Genomic DNA, 19,580 nt, shown 5'->3' with positions numbered 1-19,580 from the left:
CTCGCGGGCCGGGCCGTGCTGTCCACGGCCGCCGCGTCACCCGCAGTGGCCGACCAGCCCACGCAGGTGCGGCGCACCCTGCCGGAGTCTGCCGGGAACCGGGGATCGATGTCTGAGCGGCCGGGACGATGACACTTTGGGGCGGTCGTCGACGGCGGGAGTTGGCCCCGCGGCGTGGCGTGAGCCGTTCTGCGTGCCGGCGCACGCGCGCGCGGGTGAGATCAGATCACTAGGGGGAGTTGAGTTGGCAATACCCGGGCATGCACAGATCGACCAACTTATGGTCGTCGAAGTCGAGATCAGCTCGCTGTCGACGGCCGACTCGCCGCGAACCTCCGGAGCCGATCCGGAACACGTCGAGGCCCTGGCGGCGGTGCAAGCCCCGCTGCCGCCCATCATCGTGCACCGCTCGACGATGCGCATCATCGACGGTCTGCACCGATTACGAGCCGCCGAACTCCGGGGGCACAGCAAGATCGCAGTCAGGTTCTTCGACGGAGACGAGGCCGACGCCTTTGTTCTGGCCGTCGAATCCAACATCACCCACGGCCTGCCGCTGACGACGGCGGACAGGAAACGCGCGGCCGGGCGCATCATCGCCTCACACCCGCAGTGGTCGGACCGGATGATCGCTTCGGTCACCGGCATCGCCCCCGGAACGGTCGCGGAGATCCGCGGACGGACACCGGGTGGCCCGGTCGCCGAAGTGAGCAGGATCGGCCAGGACGGCCGGGTCCGCCCGGTCAACGGCGCCGAGGGACGCAGGCGGGCCAGCGAACTCATCGCCGCGAACCCCGGCCTGTCACTGCGTCAGGTCGCCCGGGCGGCCTCCATATCCCCGGAAACGGTTCGCGACGTGCGGAACCGGATGCTGCGCGGAGAGGATCCGCTGCCGCAGCCGCGCAGGAAACAAGCGAACGGCGAGCGCTCCGTCGTCCCGCGCAGCAACTTCGGCCCTGTGGCGGTGCCCGACCGGACCTCGGTCCAGGACCGCGCCGCGGTCGTGGAACGGCTCAAGGCGGACCCGGCGTTGCGATTCAGCGACACCGGGCGCACGCTGCTGCGGCTGCTCACCATCCACACGACCAGCATGGAGGAACTGGACAAGCTCATTGAGAAGGTCCCGCCGCACTGCGGTGGCATCGTGTCCCATCTGGCGAGCGAGTGCGCGGGGACATGGGCTGAGTTCGCACTGAGGGTCCAGCGCAAGGTCGCCGAGACTGCGTAGACGACCTCCCGGGCGTCCAAGTGACCAATCGCCCGGTTGGACGGCGGGGTCGTGGAGCAGCTCGGCGCCTCGCCGAGTTGCGTGGAGGTCCGTTCGTCGCAGCGACGGTAGCCGCCCTCACCGAGCGCGTCGACGCGCTGCCGCCAGCTGGGTTTGGGCGCCGGTGTCCGAGTGCACCCGGACATTTCGGAAGAGGTCTGCAGACCGGCCTCGGAAGGAGGGCGTCATGAGGGCTCTGACCTGGCACGGAAAGCGCGATGTGCGCGTGGACACGGTGCCCGATCCGCGGATCGAGAAGCCGACGGACGCGATCGTACGGATCACCTCCAGCGGAATCTGTGGCTCCGACCTGCACCTTTACGAGGTGCTCGGGCCGTTCCTCGAGGAGGGCGACATCCTCGGACACGAGCCCATGGGTGTCGTGCAGGAGGTCGGCTCCGAGGTGACCTCGCTGTCCGCCGGGGACCGCGTCGTGGTCCCGTTCAACATCGCCTGCGGCACGTGCTTCATGTGCGAGGCAGGCCTGCAGTCCCAGTGCGAGACCACTCAGGTCCGCGAGCACGGCATGGGCGCGTCCCTGTTCGGCTACACCAAGCTCTACGGAGAGGTCCCCGGCGGTCAGGCCGAGTATCTGCGGGTCCCCTTCGCCGAGACCCTGCCGATCAAGGTTCCCGACGGGCCGCCGGACGAGCGGTTCGTCTACCTCTCCGATGTGCTGCCCACCGCCTGGCAGGCCGTGGAGTACGCGGCGATCCCGCCCGGCGGCAGCGTGGCCGTGCTCGGCCTCGGGCCCATCGGCGACATGGCGTGCCGCGTGGCGCTGCACCGCGGCGCTGGGCAGGTCATCGGCGTCGACCTCGTCCCGGAACGGCTGGACCGGGCCAGGGAGCGCGGAGTGGACGTGGTGGACCTGCGCGAGCACGAGTCCGACGTCGGCGACGTCATCCGCGGGATGACCGACGGCCGCGGCCCCGACGCGGTCGTCGACGCGGTCGGCATGGAGGCCCACGGCGCACCGGCGGCCAGGATCGCCCAGCAGCTCGCCGGCATGCTGCCCGGCACCATCGCCGAGAAGCTGATGGGCCGGGCAGGCGTGGACCGCATGGCCGCGCTCCTCACCGCCATCGATGTCGTACGCCGCGGCGGCACCATCTCGCTGAGCGGGGTCTACGGCGGCATGACCGATCCGCTCCCGCTGATGACCATGTTCGACAAGCAGATCCAGCTGCGCATGGGCCAGGCGAACGTCAGGCACTGGGTGGACGACATCATGCCGCTGCTCACCGACGGCGATCCGCTGGGCGCGGAGGGCTTCGCGACGCACAAGGTCCCCCTGGAGGACGCGCCTTGGGCGTACAAGACCTTCCAGGCCAAGGACGACAGCATGGTGAAGGTCCTCCTCGAGCCGTGAAGCGGGACGTGGTCCTCCAACCGCGTTAGAGGCCGCCGTCACCGGGAACTGCGTACGGCGGCTCCCACGCCGAAGGAGGCCACACGGCCCCACCCGTCCGCTCCCGACACCCCTCCGGCGAACAAATTGCTCGCCCCGGGCACAGGGCTCGTCGACCGGCTGCGCGATGCGTTCTCCGGCCGTGGAAAGGTGTCACTCGGTGGATACGGGCCGTGACCGAAGCCGTACCAGGAGCTCCCGCTTGTGCAGTTCGACCACTGGACGCAGGAAGTCCGGATGCCGCAGCAGGGGGGCTGCCCTGCGATCATTCTCGCCGGGGGACGTGAGGCGGCGGAAATCGACAGGCGTGGCGGCGTGTTCGGATCCGGACAGCGCCGACACCGCCGCGGCCGCGAGTGCGGGAACCACGAGCAGAGCTGCCGCCCAGCTCACCACGACCTCGTCCACCCACGTACGCCACGCGTACTCCTCGTCCTCGAGATCCGAGGTGTCGGCTCCGACGACCCAGTCCAGCCGTGCGGAACCGCCCGGCCCCACCAGTGAGAGCAGACCGGCATCCACCGCAGTCGGGTAGCGCAGCCAGGCGGCCACCGTCGCCGCCTGACGTGCTTGTGCTTCGGCGAGAACCGCGTTCATCGTTCCGCCGGCGGCTGGGTAGGCACGGATCAGCCACCGAGTACTGGCGGCTATCACGGACGGGAAGTCGACTGGCACGGCGGCGGTCTCCTCTTGGCCGGTGGGCGCTGTACGGCTGTGCAACCCCGTGGGCCGGCACGGCACTGGTACGAGCCGAACGCCCGCCACGGTACCTAGCGATCCGGTCCGAACGAATGACGCACATCACCACTTCGCCCCCCGTGCCGCCGCAATCCGGTCTTCTTACGCGACCGTTTGCTCGGAGCGCCGAAAGAGCGTCGAGGCAGCGTCCGCGTGCAGGGACTCCAGGATGTCCATCTGCTGCCCGGCCCGGTCCCGTAGTTCGCGGATCCGGTCGGCGTCCAGGCGCGGATTGTCAGCTGCTGCGGCGAGCAGGGCGCTCCAGAGCAGAGCCTTGCCCTCGACTCCGATCCGAAGGGTCTCCAACTCGAGGAGCACGCTCAGTCCGGACTGTCGTATCAGGCGGCCGTTGAGTTTGAGCCGCCCGACCTTCTCGCCCGCCCAGGCGCCGTAGAACTTGTACCGGCGGACGGGAACGTCGAGGTCCTCCATGAGGCGGATCAGCGACCACCGGTCCGACGCGATCTCCGTGGCGAGTCTCTTCACATCGTCACCGCGCCCGGAGCGGCGGTGGGCCCGAGCCATGCGGCGCGAGAGCTCGACGCCGGCCGTAGCACCCGCCAAGTGGTCATTGAGGTAGATCCCCAGCATCTGGCCGGCGGCGTCGGCGCTGCTCGGCCGTAGCGTTGCCGAACCCATCATCATCCTTCCGAGCGCAGGAACCGGAGCGGCCGGTGCCGGCGTTCCGGACTGATCAGCTCGGGTACCCGAGATCCTGGCTGCGAATACGCACGAGCGGGCAAATCGGGCCGAGCGGATTCCGTGTCCCCTTCCCTTTCCCTCGACCGCAGCGCGGTGAAGGCTCTGCCCGCCCTGCTCTAGCGGCGGGCCGTCGCGGTGAGCAGTTCGCAGCCGTCCTCGGTGACGAGCACGGTGTCGCACACCACGTGGCTTCCGACCTCCTGCCTGATCACCCAGGACTGTATGTAGAACGTCATGCCCGGGCGAAGCACCATCACGTTGCCCGGGCGCAGCCCGATCACGGTATTTCCGCCCACCCAGGCGGGAGGAAAACCGATGCCGATGGGATAGCCGCAGTGGTGGCGATCGTTGGGAACCCCGAGTTCGGCATCGACGCTGCTGCGCCAGGCGCGGTAGACGTCCTCGGCGGTGCGGCCGGGCCGGATCGCGGCGCGCATCGCGCCAGATGCAGACCTCCGGGGCCGCACGAAGCACCCACGTCAGGGCTCCGGAGCCGTACGGAGCACCCGTCAGGCCCGCCTGCCGACCCCCGTGGCGAGTTCGCCGAAGCGCCCGCCCCGGGCGCGCGGCGTCAGGGGGGCCGTCGGCGCGCCCGATCCCTCGCGGAGGCCGGACAGGAACTCCCGCAGGGCCTCCTCCGCCGTGTACCGGGGCTGCCAGCCCAGTTCCTCGCGGGCCCGCGAGGCGTCCATGATCGGCAGTCGGAGCACGGCGTCGAAGAGGTTCGGCGAGGCGGGGACGAGGTGGAGCCGCCAGGCGGCGGCGAGGCTGGCGCGTACCGGCGCGGCCGGCACGCGTACGACCTTGGCGCTGAGCAGCTCGGCCAGCAGCCGGGCGTTGACCTCGGGCTCGGCGGCCAGATTGAAGGCGCCGCGGACCTGCTGGGTGGCCGCGAGCCGGTAGGCCTCGCCCGCGTCGGCGGCGTGCAGCGCCTGGAACCGCAGCCCGGGGAGGTCGGGAACGACGGGCAGCAGCGAGGGGCGGACCAGGCTTCCGGGGACCAGCGGACCCGCGAACAGCCTGCGCTGCTCGCTGGCCGACTCCCGCTTGAAGATGAAAGCGGGCCGTAGCCGTACCACCCGCATCGAGGGGTGTGTGCTCTCGAAGGCGTCCAGGGTCCGCTCGAGGTAGGCCTTCTCGCGGGTGTAGGCAGCCTCGGGCCAGCCGTGCGTGGGCCAGGATTCGTCGACCGGCCGGTCCTTCGGGCCCGGTGAGTAGGCCCCCACCGACGACGCGTACACGAGGGCGGGCACCTCCGCCTGGGCCGCCGCCTCGAAGACCCTGACGCTGCCGAGGACGTTGGTCCGCCAGGTGGTGACGGGATCGTGCGTGGGCTGGAACAGCCAGGCGAGATGGATCACCGCGTCCGCGCCCCTGAAATGCCCGGCGAGATGGGCTCCTGCCGCCTCGTCCCCGACGTCGGTGCTCGCCCAGGTCGTCTTCGGCGGAGTCCAGTCGGGGACCCTGCGGGCGAGCCCCAGCACGGACGTGATCCGAGGGTCGTCGCCGAGCGCCTGGAGCACGCTCGTACCGACGTTGCCGGTGGCTCCGACGATCACGATCCGCAGGCCCTGAGCGCCTGATTCGCCCCTGGTCATGTCAGCCTCCTCCTAGGGCGGTTCCTCGCGTCCGAGCACACACCTCGGGTGCCAACGCGCGACGGGTGCCCGACCGCCTCCCCTCGAAACGCGCCCCACGCGCCGGGTGCGGATCACCGTGGGTCGCCTCGCCATCCAGCGGATGCACCGCTCGTGTGATTCGGCCACGCTGGAAAGTGCCGGGTCGGAGGCCGGTAGGCCGGGCCGCCCGTCCCGATCGAGGAGGCGCGTCATGTCAGAGGAACAGATCCTCGGTATCGACCCGACCGTCGAGCCCAGCGGAGAGGGATGCGTCGAGTGCCTGGCGGGCGACGGACCGGGCTGGTGGCTGCATCTGCGGCGCTGCGCCGCCTGTGGCCACATCGGCTGCTGCGACTCCTCCCCCTCCCAGCACGGCACCAAGCACGCACGCCAGGCGGGACACCCCTTCCTGACCAGCTTCGAACCCGGTGAGGACTGGTACTGGAACATCGACACCCACGAGTACTACGACGGGCCGCAGCTGGCCGGGCCGACCGCGCATCCGTCCTCCCAGCCGACACCGGGCCCCAGCGGTCGCGTACCCGCCGACTGGCAGCTTCAGCTGCACTGAAGCACGGGCCCCGAAGCCCGCGCGCGCCCCGGTCCGTCCCGCATCCTCCGCACTACGTGGGGGAGGCCGGCCCTTCGGGTCGCACGCCCGCAGCCTTGCTGTGCTCCGTGACGAGGGTGACCGCGACCAGGGTGGCGGCGGTCAGTTCGAGCGGTGCGGGTGTCAGCGGGGTGAGCAGTACGAGGGCGGTGCCGAGGAGGTACGCTCCGTCGCTGATCCGGCCGGGCCGGTGGGGTTTGATGTGGACGCACCAGACGCTGAACAGGAAGATCGCCGTGGGAATCGCCACCGTCGCTCCGGCCGAGGCCGTGCTGAGCACGGCTTCGGATGCCTTGCCGGCCCTGTGGTCGATCATCACCGAGATCCCGGTGCCCACCGCCGCGATGGCGCCGAAGATCGCGTAGTGGCCGTAGCCCCAGGGAAAGGCGCGGCTGCGGTCGTGCAGGAAGGGCCCGGCGGGCCGGGAGTTGTACAGCCACCACATCGAGCAGACGATGGTGAATCCGCTGATCGCCACCCCGACCAGAGTGCTGGTCGACGCGTGCTCCGCCACAGCCGACTGGATGGCCAGCGTCGCGGCGAGCACCGATTCGCCGAGGACGATCATGGTGAAGAGCACATAGCGCTCCGCGATGTGCTCCGGATGCCAGGGCGTGGCCTGGTGGTGCTCGGCCCACCAGGGAATGGCCATCTCCACCATCCACAGGAGCGCGAAGGTGGGGACGGCCCAGGCCTGCGGCAGCGCGAGCCGGGCCACCCAGCAGACCTGAACGGCCGTGATCCCGATGGCGAAGCGCAGCGCTGCAGGCCGCATGCCCGGGTTGGCCGCCGCCGCCCGCAGCCACTGGCTGACCAGGGCCAGCCGCATGATGACGTACCCCGTCACCGCGATGGCGAAATTGCCCTCGTACGCCTCCGGCACTCCCGCGGCCAGCCACAGCGCGCCGAACATCTGCGCAAAGGTGGCGATGCGGTAGAGGGCGTCGTCGCAGTCGAAGGCGGAGGCGAACCACGTCCAGTTGACCCACGCCCACCAGATGGCGAAGAACACCGCCACGTATCCGAGCGTTCCCGTGCCCGGGTGCCCTTCGACGATCGCGTGGTGCAGACCGTCCGCCCCCTGGGCCAGGGCGACGACGAAGACCAGATCGAAGAAGAGCTCCAGCACCGTGGCGGTCCGGTAACCCTCGTCGGGGTCGCGTGCGGGCATGGCGGTGAATCGCTGCGCGAACCGGGCGAAGATGCCGATCATGATCCGAGGTTAGGGACGGAGACTCGTCCAGCCGCGCGGGAGACGGACGAGCGCGTGCGTGTCGCGGTTCCTCCGGACCTCACCTCCGACGGCGGTCTTGGGGCCAGTGAAACCCGCGCCCTGGATCAGTACGAAGGATCACGCCAAGACCGCCGTCTCCGCCTGCCGAACTCTGGACGTGTTCGAGGCCAGACCATGAAGAACAGGCCTACGTGCTCATACAGGGACTCGCTCAACACCAGCCGCTGCAGGCATTGGCGAACCGCTTGAACGCGGCCTTGGTCCCCGATCCGGCGATTCCGTCGATCGCGCCGTTGTAGCCCCAGCTGTGCTTCAGCAGGCGTTGCAACGCCTTCACCGTGCCTTTTCCGACGATTCCGTCGATCGCGCCGTTGTAGCCCCAGTGCCTCTTGAGGTTGCGCTGGAACGCCTTCCAGCTATTGGTGCCCAGCTGACCGTCGATCGCGCCGGTGTAACCCCAGTTCGCCTTCAGCCAGCACTGAACGTTCTTGGCTTGCCTCGTACTCAGGCCGAGGTTGACCACCGCGAGCGGGACGACCGCCTCGGAGCTCGCCGCCGGCTTCGAGGCCGGCGCGGACGCCGCGAAGCTCGCGCTCGCACTCGTCAGGCTCCCAGCGGCGATCCCGACAGCGGCAGTGACACTGACGAGTGTCCTCGCTAAAACTCTCGGTCGCATTCGTTCCCCCTTCGGGTCGTTGGGCGGCATCTGACGCGGCTGACGCGGTCATCATCGGTCGCGCCGATGCGCCCTGATTCAGTCGTAGCGCGTAGAAGCGACCATGGTCGTGGTAGACCCGCCCGCTTCAGCGCGGTACGGGCCGAAGTTATCGCTTCTGCGGCATTCAGGTACGTCCGCAGTGAGAACTGGCCCATAAAGGCTGCCCGCTGGCCGATCCGCCTCGCCCGCCCCCTCGCCATTCCGCCCGCCAGGGAACCGTCCAGGGCTCTGGCAGGGCAAGCGCCGGTGCGTCGTCGAGCGGACTTTCGCATGGCTGCACCAGTTCACATGCCTGCGAACTCGCTACGCGTTGAGCATGTCCCAACGATCAGTCATCGCTCTCCTCCGCGACGTGCAGTGAGAGCCTGTCACGCGGGCCCATCACCCACACTCGGTGCGGGTCGAGGAAGTCGATCAGCTCAATGAGCGCATTGTGGACGGCGTTCAGCCGCATACGCATCGCCACAGCATCCATTCTGCGGCCATCGATGAAATCGAGCACCGGCTGGAACCGCCGCGCGTACTCGGGATCGTTTTCGAGCTTCTTACGGAACTCCATGTACCCCAGGCAGCGCCGCTGCGCCTGGTCGAAGCTGTCGGACGCGAGCATCAGCTCCCCGATGAGCCGTTGTTCGCCGCCCTGTAGTACCCCGGTGCTCCCGTGGTCATCGTGCGCTGCTATCGCGGAACTCACCCCGGCGAGGAGTTCCACGAGCCGACGGTTGCGTCGACGGCTTCCAAGATCGAGGAATCCGGCCTCCTGGAAGAGGATGTGCACCCAGCCCTGGTACAGGGCGAACCGGTAGAGGCTCTCGTACCGGTTGTACTCGTCCTGCCGAGCGCTGTCTTCCGGTGCCACCTGGGTGACCGGCAGGCCGGACAACCTCGCTACCGCGTTGCCCAGCCGTGCTTGCAGGCCTGCCGCTGCCTGAAGCAGAGGATCGCGGTAGCGACTGACGCGGTCACGACGGGCCTGCTCGCGGTCGGAGTGTTGGCGACGCCACTCGAACAGCCCGCCCAACGTCACGGTCACGACAGCACCCAGCACTGAGACGATCGCTGATACCAGTGACACGGTGTCCATCGTTGGTTCCCCCGGCGGCGTCGATCGCGTGGCGCGCCAACCTATCGCGAGGGGCCGCGTGGGGCGATGGCGACGGCGGTCATGGTCAGCCTCCGTGCGCCGTGATGGCGTAGCCCTCGGGGCCGGTGAACGTGAACATGCGGCCGAAGGGACTGTCCTGCGGCGGGCTGATGATGGGCACCCCGGCGGCGGCGAGCCGGTCGTGCAGCTCCTGGGCGTCAGTGGTGCGGAACCACAGGGCTACCCCGAGACCAGGCCGGGCGACGTCGTCGAGATCCACTCCCGGCAGCGGCTCGCGGACGGCGAACGGGATCGGCTCGGTGGTGAACACCACTGCACCGGGAGGCGAGGCAGGCGCCCTCCGGAGCCCGAGGTGCTTTTCGCAGAAGGCGGCCGCTGCCTCGACATCGCGCACCTGCAGAGCGATGAAGTCAGGGCCGTCGACGGTGACAGACATGGGTTCTCCTCGATTCCTTGATGTCAGGACTTTGACATCAAGGACTGTACTCACAGCGTCCCTCTATGTCAAAATCCTGACATGGAAGACCGGAAGCCCGTGGAACCGCCCCATCCCGCTCAGGACGTCACCGAGCATGTGGGATACCGCCTCAAACGCTCCGCTGCGGCGCTGCGCGGCGCTATGGACAAAGCACTGCGCGAGCACGGCCTGACGGTGCCGCAGTACGCATGCCTCGAACTTCTCGACCAGCAACCCGGCCTGTCCAACGCCGAACTCGCCCGCGGCGCATTCGTCACACGGCAGTCCATGAATGTCGTCCTCCGCGGCCTCCAGGACGCGGGGTTGATCTCCCGGCCCCTCACCACCGATCACGGCCGCGCCCTTCCCGCCCACCTCACCGCAGAAGGCCGCAGCCGTCTCGACGCGGCCCGGTCGGCCGTCTATGCCATCGAACGGCAGATGGTCGACGCGATCCCGCAGCGGCGCCTGGCAGCCCTCCTCGCCGACCTCGACCGCATGGCGGCGGCCCTCGGCGGATGACCCGCCGACCCGCCGCGGCCGTGCCGCGCCGCGCCGGGTGGCGACAGCCTGGCCGACATGTCGTGAACGGCATGACCGGCCGCGTCGGGCCTGACACACTGAGTGCTCTGAAATAAGCGGACAGTGAGCAGGAGTTGGGTCAGATGAACCGACACCCGCGGCCGTACACCAAGGAAGAAGTGCTGCACGGCGTGGCGCTCATCCAGGCGCACCTCGCGGACGACGCGGCCGCCTTGGACGTCCTGCACGGTGACGACGGGGACGGGGAGAAGGCGAGGGAGACCGCCCGGTCGATGTTCGCGCTCGCTCATCTCATCGTCTACGGGCTGGTCATCCCGGAGATGTGGGTCATCAAGGAGGGCCTCGACTTCAAGAGCACGACGGACGTTCCTGAACTCAACCTGGCCATCCTCATGGTCGAGCGCATCAAGGAACGCGTCGAACTCGCCCACACCTCACCCGTGGTGGGCGCCTTGTCGGCGGGCGACGTGATGGGCCTGATCGTGCAGTGCGTCGGGACGAAGATGGAAGACGTGCCCGCCTTCCTCGACACCGTGCGGGAGCGGACCCTGCGGTCCATGGCGTCCTGAGCGGGTTGGTTACGTCCGGGACGCGGCGACGTACGTGATGAAGGCTGACCAGGCGTCGGGGGAGAAGGCGAGTTGGGGGCCCTGCTTGTCCTTGGAGTCCCGGACGTGGATGGTGTCGGGGCAGGTGGCGACCTCGACGCAGTCGTCGCCGTCGGGGCTGCTGTGGCTTGACTTGCGCCAGGAGAGGGCGACTTCGATGCAGCTGTCGCCCTCGGAGCCGCTGTAGCTGCTCTTGAACCACGCCAGTTCGCTGGTGCTCATAGCGCTCCTCGCAGTCGCTTCAGCAGGCCCACGGAGTCATCAGGGGTGAGAGCCTGTGAGCGCATCTTGGCATACCGCTGGAGCAGCACGCTGACGTCTTTCCGGTCAGAGATCAGCTCGCTGCGGCGCTGGCCTTCGGTGTAGGCGAGCCACCGGTTGTCAGAGGTCTCCAGCAGCTGCATGGGACCGTCCAGGCCCGCGTGATCCGGCTGGCATAGCGGCATGATCTGCAGCTCCACGTTCCACAACTCGGAGCAGCTCAGCAGGTGGTCGATGAGTTCCCTGGTGACCTCGACGCCGCCCGTGCGCCGTTCGATCAAGGCCTGTTCGATGATGAAGCTGAACGCGATGGGTGGCTTGCGGTGGAGGAGTCGTTGGCGGGCGAGCCGCGCCGCGACTCGTTGCTCAACCTGTTCCTCCTCCGGCGGGGGAGGGACGCTCAGCGTCACCGCGCGCACGTACGCCTCCGGCTGTAACAGGCCCGGAATCACCCGGCATTCGTACGTGCACAGGCTTACGGCCTCCTCCTCAAGGCCCGCCCACTGGCGGAACCACGACGCCAGGCCCGGCCTCCGCGCCAAGTGCCGGGCCGCCGCCCGTAACGTCCCGAACGCATCGAGCGCCTCCTCCGCCCGGTCGATGAACTCCCGTTGCGGGAAGCGGCGGCCCTGTTCGATCGAGGCGACCGTTTCCGGGGAGTACCGCACCAGGGGGGCCAGTTCCTCCTGGGTGAGGCCCGCCCGCTCGCGGAAGACCTTCGCCGCCGCCCCGAACGCCTTGAGGCTGTCCGACGATTCCGGCTCGTTGTTGCTCGACATGTCCCATCCCCTCCGAGAGCCCAACTCGCCAACTCACCCATGGTCACGGTGGGTTACGCGTACTGTCCACCCTGAGTACCCGTACGCTGACCCTCCGTACGAGTCGCTGACCTGGCCATCCCGCCCGCGCCGCGGCCACGGTTACGGCATGTCAGTCCACGCCCGCCCCCAAGGCGCCGTCACCGTACGTGTGTTCAGGCACCGCTTCAGTGCCACGCGTCTCGGCGCCCGCCTCGCCCGGCATCTCGTGCTGCTCCGCCTCGACGACTGGGGAATTCCCTACGGCAGCGCGCTCTCCGACTCCGCCGCCCTGATCGTGGCCGAGCTCGCCGCGAATGCGGTCACCCATGGCCGGGTTCCGGGGCGGGACTTCGAGGTGTGCCTCGATCTGCTCCCCGCGGCGCTGCGGATCGAGGTGAGCGACACCCGTACGGAGCGGCGCCCGCCGGTTCCGGGAGACGTGGTGCTGCCGCCGTGCGACTCGGAGGCCGGGCGGGGGCTCGTACTCGTCGACGCCATCGCCTCCCGATGGGAGGTCGTCGATCGCGTTCCCGTCGGCAAGACCGTGCGGGCGGAGCTCGATCGCGCCTGAGCGGCGTCAGCTGCCCAGGAAGTCGAGCAGGGCCTCGTTGAACTGCTCGGCGTGGGTGGCGTTGACGCCGTGCGGGCCGCCCTCGATGAGGGCGAGGCGACTGTTCGCGACCGCCTCGTGCGTCCGCTTGCCGCTCGCCTCGAACGGGACGAGCGCGTCCGAGCCGCCGTGGATCACGAGCGTGGGCAGGTCGCACTTCCCGAGGTCGGCGCGGAAGTCGGTGCGGGCGAGTGCGGCGATGCAGTCCAAGGTGCCCTTCGGCGAGGCGGCCGCGGCGATGTCGCGGTAGTACGCGCGCTGGACCTCGCTGATCAGGTCGTGCCGGTCGCCCGCGGCGAAGAAGGTGGTGGTGAAAAGGTCCACGAACGCGATCCGATCGCGGCGCACTCCATCCTCGAATGTGGCGATGGTGGCGTCGTCCATCGCGCCTTCGGGGTTGTTCGCGGTCTTGTGAAGATACGGCGTCACGGCTGCGGCGAAGACGGCCTTGGCGACCCGCCGGGTGCCGTACGAGGAGATGTAGCGGGCCACCTCGCCGCCGCCCATGGAGAAGCCGACGAGGGTCGCGCTGCGCAGGTCGAGGTACTCCACGAGGGCGTGGAGGTCGGCGGCGAAGGTGGCGTAGTCGTAGCCGCTCCAGGGCTGGGAGGACTTCCCGAAGCCGCGGCGGTCGTAGGTGATCACCCGGTATCCGGCATCGACGAGCGGGCCGGTCTGGTACTCCCAGGAGCGGCCGCTCAGCGGCCAGCCGTGGATGAGGACCACGGGCGTGCCCTGCCCGTGGTCCTCGTAGTAGAGCTCGATCGGGGTGTCGTTCTCGGTGCCGACCATCAGAAATGCCATGTTCGCACCGTAAGCCGGGGCAGGGGCTCGCGCCTGCTGGGAGCCGGGAGCCGGGAGGGCGACGCGATCCGGATCAGCCGCCGTACATCAGCGATCACCCCTTCGCCCAGGAGGCCGGGCTCCGCCCCGGACGCCGGGGGCGGGGGTCACGCGCCGCGGGCGGGGGTTTGCGGTGGGGGAGAAGCCCCTTGGGCAGGCTAATTCGCTGGCGCGGGAGGCCTGCGGCGGCGAACATGGCGCAATGCTGAGCACCCTGCTCGCCTTCCTCGGCGCCTGCCTGCTGATCGCCGCCTCGCCCGGGCCGAGCACCGTACTGATCATCCGGCAGTCGCTGCAGAGCAAGCGCGCCGGGTTCTTCACGGTGCTCGGCAATGAGACCGGTGTCTTCATCTGGGGTGTGGTCGCCGCCCTCGGGCTCACCGCGCTGCTCGCCGCGTCCCAGGTCGCGTACGACGTGATGCGCATCGTCGGCGCGGTGGTGTTGGTCTGGTTCGGGGTGCAAGCGGTCCGGTCCGCGCGGCGGCACGGCCAGGACGCGGAGGACCGCGCGCCCGAGCGGCAGGTGCGGGCCTCGTCCTGGCGCTCGTACCGGGCCGGGCTGCTGATGAACCTGGCCAACCCGAAGGCCGCGATCTTCGCGATGTCCTTCCTCCCGCAGTTCGTGCCCGCGGGCGCCCCCGAACTGCCCGCGATGATCGTGCTCGCGGCGCTCTGGGCGGTCTTCGAGGTCGGTTACTACGGCGGGTACGTATGGTTCGTCGGCCGGATGAAGAGGCTCTTCGACCGTGCGGTGGTGCGGCGCCGGATGGAGAGGATCTCAGGCGGTGTGCTGGTGGCCCTCGGCGTACGGATGGCGCTCGACGGCTGAGCCGCCGCCGAGCGGCCCCGTACCACGCGGCTAGGCATGGCTACTGCGCGGCTACGACGGAATCAGGCCCTACCGCTTCAGTGCGGCCAGGCCCTTCTGCAGGTCCTCGAGGTTCATCACCGGCTGGAAGTCCACCTCCGCGTCGAACTCCTCGAAGAACGGCTCGGCGATCGAGGGAATCTGCGACGGGTCCTCCAAGTCGAAGACCATGACGCAGGACCGGTGGCCCTCCTCGGGCAGGAAGTAGGCCGCCTCCGGGTGCAGACGGTCGATGGTCGACTGGATGACCTGCGGCAGGGTGCCGCTCTTGACTGCTTCGTTCGAGGCGGGGGTGTCCAGGCGGGCCTTGAACATCATGCGCATCGCACTCACTCCTTCCGGGAATCCTTCCGCTTCCAGGCTCTGCCTGCGGTTGAGCAGCCGCAACATCTCCTGACTGCGGCCCGCCGGCCTGCGAGACTGACCCCATGGACGCCGCGCCCGCCCCCTTCACGACCGAGGACTACGCAGCCCGGATGGCCCGCGCCGTCCGCGCCGCCGACGAGGCCGGGCTTGCGGGCCTGCTCGTCGCACCCGGCCCCGACCTCGTCCATCTCACCGGCTACCAGCCGATCGCGGCCACCGAGCGGCTCACCCTGCTCGTCCTCGCCGCGGACCGGGACCCGGTGCTCGTCGTGCCCACACTGGAGCGCGGTGACGCGGAGCAGGCGGCTGGGGCGGCCGCGCTCACCCTCCGGGACTGGACCGACGGCAAGGACCCGTACGGCGTCGCAGCCCCGCTGCTGGACCCGGCGGGCCGCTACGGCGTCAGCGACAACACCTGGGCCCTGCACCTGCTCGGCCTCCAGGACGCCCTGCCGGGCACCTCGTACGCCGCGCTCACCGACTGCCTGCCCATGCTGCGCGCGGTCAAGGACGCCGCAGAGCTCGAGCGGCTAGCGGCGGCCGGGGCCGCGGCCGACGCCGCGTACGAGGAGATCCTCCGGGTCCGCTTCACCGGTCGGCGGGAGTCCGACATCGCCGCCGAGCTGGCCCACCTGCTGACCCAACTCGGCCACTCGGAGGTCGACTTCACCGTCGTCGGCTCGGGGCCGAACGGCGCCGATCCGCACCACGAGGCGGGTGACCGGGTCATGAGGCAGGGCGACATGGTCGTCCTCGACTTCGGCGGCCTCAAGCACGGCTACGGCTCCGACACGTCGCGGACCGTCCACGTCGGCGAGCCCAGCGCTGAGGAGCAAGCCGTGCACGACGTCGTGCGGCGGGCGCAGCAGGCCGCTGTCGAGGCGGTACGGCCCGGCATCGCCTGCCAGGAGGTGGACCGGGTGGCGCGGGCCGTGATCACGGAGGCGGGGTACGGGGAGCGGTTCATCCACCGCACCGGGCACGGCATCGGGGTGACCACGCACGAGCCGCCGTACATGGTCGAGGGGGAGGAGCGGCCGCTCGTGCCCGGCATGTGCTTCTCCGTTGAGCCGGGGATCTATCTCCCGGGGCGGTTCGGGGTACGGATCGAGGACATCGTGACCGTCACGGAGGACGGCGGGCGGCGGCTCAACAACACCTCGCGGGAGCTGGCCGTCGTCGAGTGACCGGTTTGTGGGCATTCGTCCCGCTGGGCGGAACGGGTGGGCACAAACCGGCCACCGGCCGCAGCCGCGTACGAAACCGCAACTCCCGGTACGGGCTGCGCGCCGTTGCCGTCTGCGGGCCGGTGTGCCCACCCTCCCCCAGCTACCGCTGGGAGGTGCCCCCAGCCCCGCGGAACGAATGCCCACACCTAGGTGACCGTGACCACCGCCGCTGACTCCGGGGGGAGATGGAGGAGGCCGTCCGTTACGGGGGCGCACGGGGTCCACGCGGCGAGGACCTGCGCCCGGCCCGGTCCCACCGGGACCTTCGCCTCGTCCTCCGCGGACAGGTTCACCGCGGTCCGGACCGCGCCCCGCCCGAACACCAGCCACCGCTCCCGCTCCCCGTACGTGACCCGGACCGCGGACAGGTCCGGGTCGCTCAGTTCGGCGCGTGCGCGGCGGAGTGCGATCAGCTCGCGGTGCCAGGCCAGCAGCCGGGCGTGCGGTTCGCGCCCCGGCTCCGACCAGTCGAGGCAGGACCGGTCGCGGGTCGCCGGGTCCTGGGGGTCGGGTATGGCCGACTCTGCCCAGCCGTGGGCGGCGAACTCCCGTCTGCGGCCGGTCCTTATGGCCTCCGCCAGCTCCGGGTCCGTGTGGTCGGTGAAGAACTGCCAGGGCGTGCCCGCGCCCCACTCCTCGCCCATGAAGAGCATGGGGGTGAAGGGGGAGGTGAGGACGAGGGCCGCGGCACAGGCGAGCAGCCCGGGGGAGAGGTGCGCGGACAGCCGGTCGCCCAGCGCCCGGTTGCCGATCTGGTCGTGCGTCTGCGCGTAGGCCAGCAGCCGGTGCGCGGGCGTCGTACGGCGGTCGAGCGGGCGCCCGTGGGAGCGGCCGCGGAAGCTGGAGTACGTGCCGTCGTGGAAGAAGCCGCTGGTCAGGGTCTTGGCGAGGGCGGCGGGGGCGTCGCGCGCGAAGTCGGCGTAGTAGCCCTGGGACTCGCCGGTGAGGGCGGTGTGCAGGGCGTGGTGGAAGTCGTCGTTCCACTGGGCGTGCAGACCGAGGCCGCCCGCCTCGCGCGGGGCGGTGGTACGCGGGTCGTTGAGGTCGGACTCGGCGACGAGGAACAGCGGGCGCCCGGTCTGCGCGGCAAGCGCGTCCACGGCGGCGGACAGCTCGGCCAGGAAGGGCAGGGCCCGGGTGTCGCGCAGGGCGTGGACCGCGTCGAGCCGGAGGCCGTCGAGCCGGTAGTCGCGCAGCCAGGCCAGCGCGCTGCCCAGCAGAAACGCGCGCACGTCGTCGGAGCCGGGCGCGTCGAGATTCACGGCCGCGCCCCACGGCGTGTGGTGGGTCTCGGTGAAGTACGGGCCGAAGGCGGGGAGGCGGTTGCCGGACGGGCCGAGGTGGTTGTGCACCACGTCCAGCACCACGCCCAGCCCGTGCGCGTGCGCCGCGTCGACCAAGCGCTTCAGCCCGTCAGGCCCGCCGTACGGCTCGTGCACCGCCCACAGCGACACGCCCTCGTAGCCCCAGCCGTGCGTGCCGGGGAACGGGCACACCGGCATCAGCTCGATGTGCGTGATCCCCAACTCGGCCAGGTGGCCCAGCCGTTGCGCCGCCGCGTCGAAGGTGCCCTCGCGGGTGCACGTGCCCACGTGCAGCTCGTACAGCACCGCGCCGGGCAGCGGCCTGCCGTGCCAGGCGTGCCGCCATGCGAAGCGGGAGTGGTCGACGACCGCGCTGAGCCCGTCGGGTCCGTCCGGCTGGCGGCGGGAGCGCGGGTCGGGCAGGGCGGGGCCGCCGTCAAGCGAGAAGCCGTAGCGGGTGCCGTGGTCCCCGCGCGCGTGCACCTGCCACCAGCCGTCGCGTACCGGGTCGCGCTCCATGGGGTGCGTCCCGCCGTCCGCGTGCAGCTCCACCCGCCCGGCCTCTGGGGCCCACACCTCGAACAGCATTGACGGCTCCTCGGTCGTCGCGCGCCGGTCAGCGGTGCCGGTCGCGGTTCCGTACGGTCAACAGCCAACGGTCAACAGTCAACGGTCAGCTGAGGTCCTGCTCGGTCATCGGGGTGCCCGAGCTCGCCGAGACGTCCAGGGTGCGCACGGTGCCGCTCGGCGCTATCTCGATGACCGGCACGGCCTTGCGCTCGGGCGAGCCGTCGTTGCTCAGCGAGATCAGCCCGCTGGCGCCCTTCACCGACTCGACTCCGTGCAGCGACTTCCAGATCTGGATGGTCTGCGAGCCGGTCACCCGGCCGCTGGCCTCCGAGGCGCGGGCCGCGAGCCGCACCCCGGACACCGCGGTGATCACGGCGTCATGGCCCATGATGGCCTGGCCGTCGTCGAGTGTCTCCTCGGAGAACGCCGAACGGTACCGGCCCTGCTCCCCGAACGACTGGACGGCCCACCCGGGGAAGGCGGTGGGCCGCTTGTCCCACGCCCCCGGGTGCGCGAGGCCGGTGTAGAGCAGCCGTACGTTCCCGCTGCGCAGTGTCTCCTTGATCTGGTCGAACCCCGCGGCCTGCGCGGACTGCGAGACGTCGTCCCCGGAGAGGACGACCAGCTCGCGGTCGGTGCACGGGCGGTCCTTCAGCGGGGCGAGGAAGCGGGGCAGGTCGATCCCGCGGCCCGCGAAGAAGACGACGTCCGGCTTCGCCGCGCACAGCTGGGACATACGGGTCTTGAAGGCGGTGGCCACGCCCTCCTGTGACGAGTCGTACTCCTCGATTCCCCCGGTCAGCCGGTCCTTGGGGAAGGCGTGCAGGAAGGCCTCGCCGAGGGTGCGGGTGTACTGGTCGTCGGGGCGGGAGTCCTGTATCACCAGCACCCGCTTGCCCGCGTACGGCTTGCGCTTGAGGAGGGCCGCGGCGGCGGCCGCCTCGTCGGAGTTGGTCGGGGCCACCCGCACCAGGCCCTTGACCTTGCTGAGGGTGTCCGCGGTGAGGACGGAGCCGGTGGCGGCGAGCTCGAGGCCGCCGGCCTCCCGGTCCGCCGTGATCGTGCGGACCATCTTCTCCGTCGCGTCGGTGCTGGTGCCCAGGCCGGCGACGGCGACGATGTGGTCGCCGTCGATGCGCTCGCGGATCCGCCGCAGCGCCGCGGAGCGCTGCTCGTCGCTGACGCCGCTGTTGGCGAGCAGCAGCCTGATCTTGGGGGCGTCGCCGTACTTGTCCTTGTTGTTGGCCTCGTGCTGCGCGGTGTAGGCGCCCTGCAGCTCATGGCGTACGGAGTCGGGGGTGTTCGTGTCCCCGGGCCTGGGGATCATCGGCATGAGATAGACGATGCTGACGTAGCTCGGGCCGTTCTCCTTCTTGCTCTCGGCGACGACCCGCTCGTTCTCCTCGCGGATCAGCCGGGACACCTGGGCGAGGTTGTCGCCGGTCTTTTGGGTGCCGTCGCTGAAGGAGTACGAGCCGTCGGACACGCCGACGCACTGCTCCGGGGCGCCGACGCGGTCGACGCCCGGCGCGCAGGAGGTGTCCTCCGGGCGCAGCAGCCACACGGCCGCGCCCGCGACGAGGGCGAGCAGGGCGACCGCCGACACGGCGTTCCAGGGCCAGCGGGCCCACAGGGGGCGGTCGGGCACCCAGGTTCCATGCGACATGAGGGTCCTTCCGTCGTCGGCTCGGCGAGTCGGTCGGTGCGGGGGCGGTGC

22 protein-coding genes and 2 pseudogenes are annotated in these 19,580 nt (G+C 70.2%); 10 read left to right on the top strand and 14 right to left on the bottom strand.

What is annotated here, in order from left to right; all coding sequences use genetic code 11:
• Positions 1-280 precede the first annotated feature (280 nt).
• The 3 genes and pseudogenes from ACTWP8_RS02465 to ACTWP8_RS02455 all read left to right on the top strand — a co-directional run.
• Positions 281-1,228: a ParB/RepB/Spo0J family partition protein gene (locus tag ACTWP8_RS02465; protein WP_443320487.1), complete on the top strand. Its 948-nt coding sequence runs from the start codon at positions 281-283 to the stop codon at positions 1,226-1,228.
• A gap of 226 nt (positions 1,229-1,454) precedes the next feature.
• Positions 1,455-2,639 (top strand): zinc-dependent alcohol dehydrogenase, encoded by a 1,185-nt coding sequence (locus ACTWP8_RS02460; protein ID WP_443320486.1) that lies wholly within the window; start codon positions 1,455-1,457, stop codon positions 2,637-2,639.
• 81 nt (positions 2,640-2,720) lie between these two features.
• Positions 2,721-2,855, top strand: a pseudogene (locus ACTWP8_RS02455) (hemerythrin domain-containing protein); the annotation flags it as partial.
• Here ACTWP8_RS02455 and ACTWP8_RS02450 read toward each other — a convergent pair.
• From ACTWP8_RS02450 to ACTWP8_RS02435, 4 genes are all read right to left on the bottom strand, one after another.
• The gene (locus ACTWP8_RS02450) at positions 2,832-3,353 is read right to left on the bottom strand and encodes a hypothetical protein (protein WP_443320485.1); all 522 of its coding nucleotides are present in this window, start codon (positions 3,351-3,353) and stop codon (positions 2,832-2,834) included. The pseudogene ACTWP8_RS02455 and the gene ACTWP8_RS02450 sit on opposite strands and share 24 nt — an antisense overlap.
• Before the next feature lie 165 nt (positions 3,354-3,518).
• On the bottom strand, positions 3,519-4,055 hold the full coding sequence (locus ACTWP8_RS02445) for a hypothetical protein (protein ID WP_443320484.1): 537 nt from the start codon (positions 4,053-4,055) through the stop codon (positions 3,519-3,521).
• A gap of 179 nt (positions 4,056-4,234) precedes the next feature.
• Positions 4,235-4,555, bottom strand: a complete 321-nt coding sequence (locus ACTWP8_RS02440) for a M24 family metallopeptidase (RefSeq protein WP_443320483.1) — start codon at positions 4,553-4,555, stop codon at positions 4,235-4,237.
• Positions 4,556-4,627: 72 nt separating this feature from the next.
• Complete coding sequence (locus ACTWP8_RS02435) at positions 4,628-5,716, bottom strand: NAD-dependent epimerase/dehydratase family protein (RefSeq protein ID WP_443320482.1); 1,089 nt, start codon at positions 5,714-5,716, stop codon at positions 4,628-4,630.
• 232 nt (positions 5,717-5,948) lie between these two features.
• Here ACTWP8_RS02435 and ACTWP8_RS02430 point away from each other — a divergent pair, with 232 nt between their 5' ends.
• Positions 5,949-6,308, top strand: a complete 360-nt coding sequence (locus ACTWP8_RS02430; RefSeq protein WP_443320481.1) for a UBP-type zinc finger domain-containing protein — start codon at positions 5,949-5,951, stop codon at positions 6,306-6,308.
• A gap of 52 nt (positions 6,309-6,360) precedes the next feature.
• Here the strand turns inward: ACTWP8_RS02430 and ACTWP8_RS02425 are convergent, their stop codons facing one another.
• Together ACTWP8_RS02425 and ACTWP8_RS02420 are read right to left on the bottom strand one after the other, a co-directional pair.
• A complete protein-coding gene (locus tag ACTWP8_RS02425) occupies positions 6,361-7,560 on the bottom strand; it encodes a low temperature requirement protein A (protein WP_443320480.1) in 1,200 nt (399 codons plus the stop codon).
• A 232-nt stretch (positions 7,561-7,792) separates the two neighbouring features.
• Positions 7,793-8,257, bottom strand: coding sequence for a peptidoglycan-binding domain-containing protein (locus ACTWP8_RS02420; protein WP_443320703.1), 465 nt, complete (start codon positions 8,255-8,257; stop codon positions 7,793-7,795).
• A 245-nt stretch (positions 8,258-8,502) separates the two neighbouring features.
• Between ACTWP8_RS02420 and ACTWP8_RS02415 the strand changes: the two are divergent.
• Positions 8,503-8,606 (top strand): annotated as a pseudogene (locus ACTWP8_RS02415) (IS5/IS1182 family transposase); the annotation flags it as partial.
• Between the two features lie 21 nt (positions 8,607-8,627).
• Here ACTWP8_RS02415 and ACTWP8_RS02410 read toward each other — a convergent pair.
• Positions 8,628-9,383, bottom strand: coding sequence for a hypothetical protein (locus ACTWP8_RS02410; protein WP_443320479.1), 756 nt, complete (start codon positions 9,381-9,383; stop codon positions 8,628-8,630).
• A gap of 85 nt (positions 9,384-9,468) precedes the next feature.
• Positions 9,469-9,840, bottom strand: coding sequence for a VOC family protein (locus ACTWP8_RS02405; protein WP_443320478.1), 372 nt, complete (start codon positions 9,838-9,840; stop codon positions 9,469-9,471).
• A gap of 81 nt (positions 9,841-9,921) precedes the next feature.
• Between ACTWP8_RS02405 and ACTWP8_RS02400 the strand changes: the two genes are divergently transcribed.
• Entirely contained in the window at positions 9,922-10,383 is a 462-nt protein-coding gene (locus tag ACTWP8_RS02400) for a MarR family winged helix-turn-helix transcriptional regulator (RefSeq protein ID WP_443320477.1), read from the top strand.
• Between the two features lie 143 nt (positions 10,384-10,526).
• On the top strand, positions 10,527-10,973 hold the full coding sequence (locus ACTWP8_RS02395; RefSeq protein ID WP_443314585.1) for a DUF6224 family protein: 447 nt from the start codon (positions 10,527-10,529) through the stop codon (positions 10,971-10,973).
• Between the two features lie 9 nt (positions 10,974-10,982).
• On the opposite strand, the gene ACTWP8_RS02390 is transcribed toward ACTWP8_RS02395, so the two are convergent.
• Entirely contained in the window at positions 10,983-11,234 is a 252-nt protein-coding gene (locus ACTWP8_RS02390) for a DUF397 domain-containing protein (protein WP_443320476.1), read from the bottom strand.
• The gene (locus ACTWP8_RS02385; RefSeq protein ID WP_443320475.1) at positions 11,231-12,052 is read right to left on the bottom strand and encodes a helix-turn-helix domain-containing protein; all 822 of its coding nucleotides are present in this window, start codon (positions 12,050-12,052) and stop codon (positions 11,231-11,233) included. Before ACTWP8_RS02385 ends, ACTWP8_RS02390 begins: the two co-directional genes overlap by 4 nt.
• A 148-nt stretch (positions 12,053-12,200) precedes the next feature.
• On the opposite strand from ACTWP8_RS02385, the gene ACTWP8_RS02380 reads away from it, so the two are divergent.
• Positions 12,201-12,644 carry an ATP-binding protein gene (locus ACTWP8_RS02380; RefSeq protein ID WP_443320474.1) on the top strand — a complete coding sequence of 148 codons (444 nt, stop codon included), beginning with the start codon at positions 12,201-12,203 and terminating at the stop codon, positions 12,642-12,644.
• 6 nt (positions 12,645-12,650) lie between these two features.
• On the opposite strand, the gene ACTWP8_RS02375 is transcribed toward ACTWP8_RS02380, so the two are convergent.
• Positions 12,651-13,487 (bottom strand): alpha/beta fold hydrolase, encoded by an 837-nt coding sequence (locus tag ACTWP8_RS02375; protein ID WP_443320473.1) that lies wholly within the window; start codon positions 13,485-13,487, stop codon positions 12,651-12,653.
• A 241-nt stretch (positions 13,488-13,728) separates the two neighbouring features.
• Here ACTWP8_RS02375 and ACTWP8_RS02370 point away from each other — a divergent pair, with 241 nt between their 5' ends.
• Positions 13,729-14,355 (top strand): LysE family translocator, encoded by a 627-nt coding sequence (locus tag ACTWP8_RS02370; protein WP_443320472.1) that lies wholly within the window; start codon positions 13,729-13,731, stop codon positions 14,353-14,355.
• Positions 14,356-14,424: 69 nt separating this feature from the next.
• Here the strand turns inward: ACTWP8_RS02370 and ACTWP8_RS02365 are convergent, their stop codons facing one another.
• On the bottom strand, positions 14,425-14,718 hold the full coding sequence (locus ACTWP8_RS02365; RefSeq protein WP_443320471.1) for a DUF3303 family protein: 294 nt from the start codon (positions 14,716-14,718) through the stop codon (positions 14,425-14,427).
• Between the two features lie 104 nt (positions 14,719-14,822).
• Here ACTWP8_RS02365 and ACTWP8_RS02360 point away from each other — a divergent pair, with 104 nt between their 5' ends.
• Positions 14,823-15,947, top strand: a complete 1,125-nt coding sequence (locus tag ACTWP8_RS02360) for a M24 family metallopeptidase (protein WP_443320470.1) — start codon at positions 14,823-14,825, stop codon at positions 15,945-15,947.
• 188 nt (positions 15,948-16,135) lie between these two features.
• Here ACTWP8_RS02360 and treZ read toward each other — a convergent pair whose 3' ends face one another.
• Together treZ and ACTWP8_RS02350 are read right to left on the bottom strand one after the other, a co-directional pair.
• Positions 16,136-17,881 carry a malto-oligosyltrehalose trehalohydrolase gene (gene treZ / locus ACTWP8_RS02355; RefSeq protein WP_443320469.1) on the bottom strand — a complete coding sequence of 582 codons (1,746 nt, stop codon included), beginning with the start codon at positions 17,879-17,881 and terminating at the stop codon, positions 16,136-16,138.
• An 85-nt stretch (positions 17,882-17,966) separates the two neighbouring features.
• Positions 17,967-19,529, bottom strand: a complete 1,563-nt coding sequence (locus tag ACTWP8_RS02350) for an ABC transporter substrate-binding protein (RefSeq protein WP_443320468.1) — start codon at positions 19,527-19,529, stop codon at positions 17,967-17,969.
• Between the last annotated feature and the right edge of the window lie 51 nt (positions 19,530-19,580).

This window comes from Streptomyces sp. 7N604 (assembly GCF_052245475.1).
Taxonomy (GTDB): domain Bacteria; phylum Actinomycetota; class Actinomycetes; order Streptomycetales; family Streptomycetaceae; genus Streptomyces.
The sequence above is the reverse complement of the archived record's forward strand: the minus strand, read 5'-3'. Positions and strand labels throughout refer to the sequence as shown.